Raw genomic sequence first — 5,610 nt, 5'->3', positions numbered from 1 at the left:
GGCTCGGTCAGGCTGCGGACCGCGAGCCGCAGGCGCTTCGCCAGTTCGCGACCGGCGAGCTTGCGCGGCGACGGCGCCATTAGCAGGTTGACGCAGACCGAGATGCCGATCGGAATCGCGACCATCACCCAGGCGTAGAGCAGGGCCCGAGTTGCCGCTTCGCCGAACGGTACGCCGCCGAGTTCGTCGAGCGAAAAGCCGACGATCATCGCGATGATCGCGCCCACTGGCCGCAGCTTGCTCGCCGACGTCACGAACAGCAGCGCGAGCGACAGCCCCGCGATGCACGTAATCCGCCAGAGCGGGTCGTCGAGCGCGAACATGGCGACCAGCATGACCAGCCCGACGACCACCGTGACCAGCACCACCATTGCCACGCCGGTTATCGCGCTCAGCACCCGGTCAGGCTGGTTCAGGAAGAACACGACATAGGCGGAAATCGCTGCTTCCGGCGTGCCGTAGGCGCTCGTCACGAACACCGTCAGCGCGCAGATCAACGCGATGCGGGTTGCCATCTCCGCTCGCCCCGGATAGGGCGCAAGCAGCGTCAGGACGTCGGCGGTGCCCGGCCGGGCAAGATCACCGGCAGGCTGCGCCATGCCGGACCTCGACTATCGCACTCGCACCGACCCGCACCAGCCTGGCAGCGGGCTCGTCGAGCCGCACACGCACGGGAAAGCGCTGGGCCACCCGCACCCAGTTCACGGACTGCTGGACGATCGGCAAGGTGCGCGGCAGGTTGATACGGTCGGAATCGCTCACGCCCGCGCTGATGCCGACCACTTTGCCGTGAATTGCCTGGCTCCGGTCAATCATGGAATAGACGGTCGCGCAATCACCCGGCTGGATCCGCGCGAGTGCGCCTTCCCGGAAGTTGGCGACGGCGAACCATTCGTCGGCATGGACGAGCGTGAAGATCGACTGATGCGGTGCAACCGTTTCGCCCGCCAACACCGAAAGACCTGTGACGAAGCCATTCTGCGACGCGCGCACGATGGTGTCGTCGAGGCCTTGCTGCGCGAGCGCGAGTGCAGCTTCGCGCGCATGCACCGTGGCGACGGCGCCCGCTTCGTCGCCGATCGTCTGCGCGGCTGCCCGCTTCTGCTCCTGCGCCTGCTTCAGCGACAACGCCGCATCGTGCTGCGCGACTTGCGCCTGATCCAGCTGCAGGGCCGGCACATAGCCCTTTGCCGCGAGTGGCGCGAGCCGCTGCACGGTGCGCGATGCCAGTTCGTAGTTGTGCGCCGCCTTGCCCGTCTGGTCGCCGGCGATGACCGCATTGGCGTGCTCGCCCACAATCGACTTGCGTCGCGTTTCGAGCGCCGCGCGGGCCAGTTCGAGGTCGGCCTGGGTTTGCGCGACCAGGAGACGATACGGAACGGGATCGATCTCGAAAAGGACGTCGCCTTTTGCGACCCGCTGGTTATCTTCCACCGCTAGCCGGATGATCCGGCCGCCGACCGGCGACGCGACGTGCACGACGTCGGCGTCGATCGTCGCGTCGTCCGTTGACGGAAATCGGTTCGTACGGTCATAGCCATACCAAGCTGCCGCGACGCCAAGCAGGACGATGATGCCCGCGATGACGCGGCCACTGACAGAGGATTGGCGCTTGCCGGCGGTTTTCATACGAGCTGTCCGGTGCCCGAAAGCCAGAAGAGCACGGCGATTGTCAAACCGATGGCCACGCAGACGAAGAGTTGAGCCGGGATGACCTGTGCCCATCCAGTGGAAACGGAGATCCGATACGCGATGGTTGCGCCAACCAGCCCGACTACCGCGCTCAACAGCCAGAGCGGGAAATAGGCGCCAGCGATTTCATACGACGGCGCACCGCGCAGCGTACACCCCTGCAAGGTCATGCTCAGTGCGGCGACGGCAGGAAGCGTCGGCGTCCGGCGCTCGATCGAGGCGCGGGCGCCTCCAGGATTTGGCATGATCGGCATTGCGGCGTGGCGAAGTGAGGGAATACGTTATGGGAGCAACGAAATCGTGGGCACTTTACCAGTGCGTCAGTTTCGTTTCGACGTTTTCCGCTCTCGCACGTGTTTACTTTCGCCAAATCGTCGATATCGCACGGACATTTGTATATTAAAAAAGCGTGTGCTATGCGTGGTGGTTATTAAGCATCGTGCCTGCGTGTGGTTAAGTGTGCTAAAGGGTGGTTATTTCGCTAATGTCGACAAATATATTGTCTGTAAAACTTTACAACACAGGTTTCAGATTGGGTTCATAAGCAGACTTCAACCCGCCTCATCGTTCTATCCGCAGCAACAATGCGTTCCAATTCAGCATCTATGCTGGAGTTCGTTGCAAATATAGTATTCCCCTCATCGTCAGCCTTCGCCTTGACATCCGCGTTGAATTCGGCCGATCGAGCAGGTGACAAGCGTCGCATTTGCAATGGCAGGAAACTGAGGCGCACGCCTGCTCACACACCGGCGTTGAGAATCGTTGGACAGGGCGGAAATCTCGTGAAGCGGGTGATGAATCCGCGTTGGATACCAAGCCGTTTACCCAGGACTACGGAACTATACAATTCGTAGTCCTTTGAGTGGAATTCGATGGCGGACGCCGGATCATTCCCTTTTTCGTCATCCACATGCGCAAATTAATTTCAGGAGATCGCAATGGGACGTTTTAGATTTCTTCCGCTGTTGGGTCGCATCCTGATCGGTGCGCCGTTTGTCGTGAGCGGGCTGGGCAAGCTGGCAGCGTATGGTGCGACGGTTGGCTATATTGCCGCCATGGGACTGCCCGTGCCGCCGCTCGCGTTCGCTGTTGCGGTGCTGACCGAGTTGGGCGGCGGCCTGCTGCTGATGTCGGGCTACAGGGCACGCGTCGTGTCGCTGGCGATGGCCGTGTTTTGCGTGGTCACTGCGATTTTCTTTCACCACAACTTCGCCGATCAAAACCAGATGATTCACTTCCTCAAGATCGTGATGATGGCCGGTGGCCTCCTGCAGATCACCTGGTTCGGTGCCGGCGCGTTCAGCCTGGACGCGCGCTCCAATCGCGTAGCTTTGCGAATTTCGCCTTTGAATGCGGGCTATTAAAACGGACTTGTCGAGGCCATCATATGAAAACACTTGCTCATAGTTCCACTTCGCTGCGGGGCGGCCGCGCCATTATCACGCGCACGGCAGGCCGGCAACACGGTCCCGTCAAGCGGCTGGTCAGCCCGTCCGACCTTGGCGAGATGCTGAAACCTTTTGTCTTTCTAGACTATTTCGATAGCTCGGTGGACACCGGAATGCGGTTTGCCATGCATCCCCATTCCGGCCTCGCCACGACGACCGTGCTGCTGGAAGGTGAAGTTGAATATGAAGACACGACGGGCGCCTCAGGGGTCATGCCAGCCGGCGGCGTCGAGTGGATGAATGCGGGGAGAGGGGTGTGGCACGATGGTCATGCAAGAGGCGATGGACCGGTAAGGGGCTATCAGCTGTGGGTCGCGCTGCCGCCTGAGCTCGAACTAGGCGAGCCCCTTAGCCAGTATTTATCTGCGAGTGAGATCGCTCAGACCGGTCCGGCCCACGTCATCCTGGGCCGCTATGAAAACGTCGAAAGTCCGATACCCGCACCCGCAGGCATCAACTACCTGCTCGTGCGGCTTGCGGCTGGCGAACAGTGGCAGTACACGCCGCCGGCCGGCCATAACGTCGCCTGGCTAAGTGTTCAACGCGGCGCCCTACTGATCGCCGACGAACACATCGCCAACGAGCTTGTCGTGTTTGACGAATCCGCAGACGCTTTGGCATTCACAGCCGACGAAGATGTGGAGTTCGTCCTCGGTTCCGCGGTCCCCCATCCGCACAATCTGGCGCTTGGCTATTACTCGGTTCATACGTCACCGGAGACGTTGCGCGCGGGGGAAGCCAGGATCAGGGAGATTGGAGCACAACTGCGTCGCCGCGGCCGCATCGGGTAATGTCCTAAGTCCGTCGAGCCAGCGCGTCCAGAAGGCGACCAACGTCGACGGGCTTGGTGAAATGAAAGTCGAAGCCCGCTGCTTTGGCTTCCTGTTTATCTTGCTCCTGTCCCCATCCAGTCAGTGCAATGAGCAGCAGGTTGGCCCCGAAAGGCGTCTGCCGAAACAGCCGTGCGATCTCGTAGCCATTGATATCGGGAAGCCCTATATCCAGGATCACAGCGTCAGCCTCGAATTCAGCCGCTAACCGCAGTCCGTTGCTGCCATCGCCTGCCGTACACGCCGTGTGGCCTTCGGCCTCCAGCAGCATGGCGAGACTCGTAGCGGCATCCTCGTTGTCGTCGATGACGAGGATACGACGTTGTGTTTGTTGCGCAACGCTCGACAAGACCGCCTCAGTTGCAAGCGCGCTCTCGCTAGTTGACACAGGAAATTTGATTACGAATTCGCTGCCCAACCCAACGCCGGCGCTGCTGGCTGTGACTGAGCCACCGTGCAGTTGCGCGAGGGCACGAACCAATGACAGGCCGATTCCCAAACCGCCTTGTGATCGATCCAGCGCGGGCGCAAGCTGCGAAAACATCTCGAAGATCGTCGGCAATTGCTCTTTCGGGATGCCGATGCCGGAGTCACGCACTGAAATTAAAACGTGGTCGGACTCTTGCGTTGCATTGAGCCAGATATTTCCCCGCGGGGGCGTGTACTTGGCCGCATTGTTGAGCAGGTTCTGAATCATCTGCGAAAGCCGGGTCGGGTCCGCGTCTACAAAGATAGGGGGCGTGGGTTGAGTGACGACGAGCTTGTGCGACGAGGCGTCAATGAGTGAGCGCGAACTCTCGACAGCAAGCTGCACTGCCGTTGCCAGACTCAGGCGCTCCCGACGCAACACGAGTTTGCCTTCGGTAATTCGCGAGACCTCGAGCAGGTCGTCGACCAGATGGGTTATATGCCCTACCTGCCGTTCAAGGACGTCGCGGGACCACAAGACTTGCGGGTCCGTGAACTCCTTGAGCCGCAGCAACTCAAGGACGGTGCGCATCGGGGCCAACGGATTGCGAAGCTCGTGAGCAAGCGTGGCCAGGAACTCGTCCTTTCGCCGGTCAGCCACTTGAAGTGCTTGTTGTGCGACACGCTTCGCGTCCAGGGCAAGCTCCGCATGTTGGCGGGCCTTGAGCAATTCGCGCTCGTATGCATGACGGTCCTTGACCACCAGGATGGCGAACGCGTCGAATTCCGTGTCGTGATAACGACGGCGGCATGCGTTGATCAACATCGGGACGATCGTTCCATCACGATGCATGATGTCCACTTTCACTTCGGCAACCGAGCGCTGCAATTGAAGCAGGGGCGCCCAGTGGGTCTGGTGAAAAATCCTTCCACCCACCGTCAGCAGATCTTGAAATCGTTGTTTGTCGACAAGGTCGTCTGCAGCAAAACCGGTCCATCGGCAAAACGTGTCGGTCACGCGGACGATGAGCCCCGTGGTCGTGGTTGTAAGCAGTCCGCACGGGGCGTGTTCGAATACGTCACTGAGGGCTGGCAGCAGCCTCTTTGCGCTGTCCATCGCTAGAGGGCCAACCCGCGTAAGAACGCTTCGGTGGCGTCAATGCATGCGCTCGGCGCGCTCAGGTGCGGACAATGGCCGACATTGTCCACCACGCTCAGTGCGCTATGGGTTA

Annotated in this window: 5 protein-coding genes and 1 pseudogene; 2 read left to right on the top strand and 4 right to left on the bottom strand. The window is 60.6% G+C overall.

What is annotated here, in order from left to right:
• From WCA53_RS26260 to WCA53_RS26250, 3 genes and pseudogenes are all read right to left on the bottom strand, one after another.
• Positions 1-599, bottom strand: a pseudogene (locus tag WCA53_RS26260) (FUSC family protein); the annotation flags it as partial.
• Positions 580-1,629, bottom strand: a complete 1,050-nt coding sequence (gene mdtN / locus WCA53_RS26255; RefSeq protein WP_423917396.1) for a multidrug transporter subunit MdtN — start codon at positions 1,627-1,629, stop codon at positions 580-582. The pseudogene WCA53_RS26260 and the gene mdtN, both read right to left, overlap by 20 nt.
• Complete coding sequence (locus WCA53_RS26250) at positions 1,626-1,862, bottom strand: hypothetical protein (RefSeq protein WP_423917399.1); 237 nt, start codon at positions 1,860-1,862, stop codon at positions 1,626-1,628. Before WCA53_RS26250 ends, mdtN begins: the two co-directional genes overlap by 4 nt.
• Positions 1,863-2,630: 768 nt before the next feature.
• On the opposite strand from WCA53_RS26250, the gene WCA53_RS26245 reads away from it, so the two are divergent.
• Positions 2,631-3,056: a DoxX family protein gene (locus WCA53_RS26245; protein ID WP_423917393.1), complete on the top strand. Its 426-nt coding sequence runs from the start codon at positions 2,631-2,633 to the stop codon at positions 3,054-3,056.
• A 23-nt stretch (positions 3,057-3,079) separates the two neighbouring features.
• Positions 3,080-3,931 carry a pirin family protein gene (locus WCA53_RS26240; protein ID WP_423917388.1) on the top strand — a complete coding sequence of 284 codons (852 nt, stop codon included), beginning with the start codon at positions 3,080-3,082 and terminating at the stop codon, positions 3,929-3,931.
• 4 nt (positions 3,932-3,935) lie between these two features.
• Here the strand turns inward: WCA53_RS26240 and WCA53_RS26235 are convergent, their stop codons facing one another.
• Complete coding sequence (locus tag WCA53_RS26235; RefSeq protein ID WP_423917382.1) at positions 3,936-5,495, bottom strand: hybrid sensor histidine kinase/response regulator; 1,560 nt, start codon at positions 5,493-5,495, stop codon at positions 3,936-3,938.
• Positions 5,496-5,610: the final 115 nt, after the last annotated feature.

The organism is Caballeronia sp., from assembly GCF_049581465.1.
In the GTDB taxonomy this organism is placed as follows: Bacteria; Pseudomonadota; Gammaproteobacteria; order Burkholderiales; family Burkholderiaceae; genus Caballeronia.
This window is presented reverse-complemented; position numbering and strand designations above follow the sequence as displayed.